We start from the raw sequence: 524 nt of genomic DNA on the forward strand, positions 1-524 counted from the left end.
ACTGGCGCAGATGGGGTAACTGGTCCTACTGGCGCAACTGGTCCTGCTGGCGCAACTGGCGCAGACGGCGCGACTGGTCCTGCTGGCGCAACTGGTCCTACTGGTGCAGACGGCGCGACTGGTCCTACTGGCGCAACTGGTCCTACTGGTGCAAGCGGCGCGACTGGTCCTACTGGCGCAACTGGCGTAGATGGGGTAACTGGTCCTACTGGCGCAACTGGTCCTACTGGCGCAACTGGTCCTACTGGCCCGACTGGCGCAACTGGTCCTACTGGTATTTTAGCACCTGGAACACCACTCTTTAATGTAAATGGTGTAACTGGTTCAGCAGTATTAGGTTTGGATGAAAACTTAACATTCCAGTCCTCTACACTGGACATTACAGTAACACAGGGATCTGCAATTGTTACGATAGAAGATACTACAGGTGGTCCCACTGGTGCAACAGGTCCTACCGGCCCGACAGGAGCTGACGGCGCAACTGGTCCTACCGGTGCTGACGGTGCAACTGGTCCTACTGGTCC

At 56.7% G+C, this 524-nt stretch carries 1 protein-coding gene; it reads left to right on the top strand.

The annotated features are described in order from the left end of the window. On the top strand, positions 1-524 hold a 524-nt coding region (locus tag A8805_RS22310), incomplete at both ends, for a collagen-like protein (RefSeq protein WP_207657680.1).

This window comes from Faecalicatena contorta (assembly GCF_003149105.1).
In the GTDB taxonomy this organism is placed as follows: Bacteria; Bacillota; Clostridia; order Lachnospirales; family Lachnospiraceae; genus Muricomes; species Muricomes contortus_C.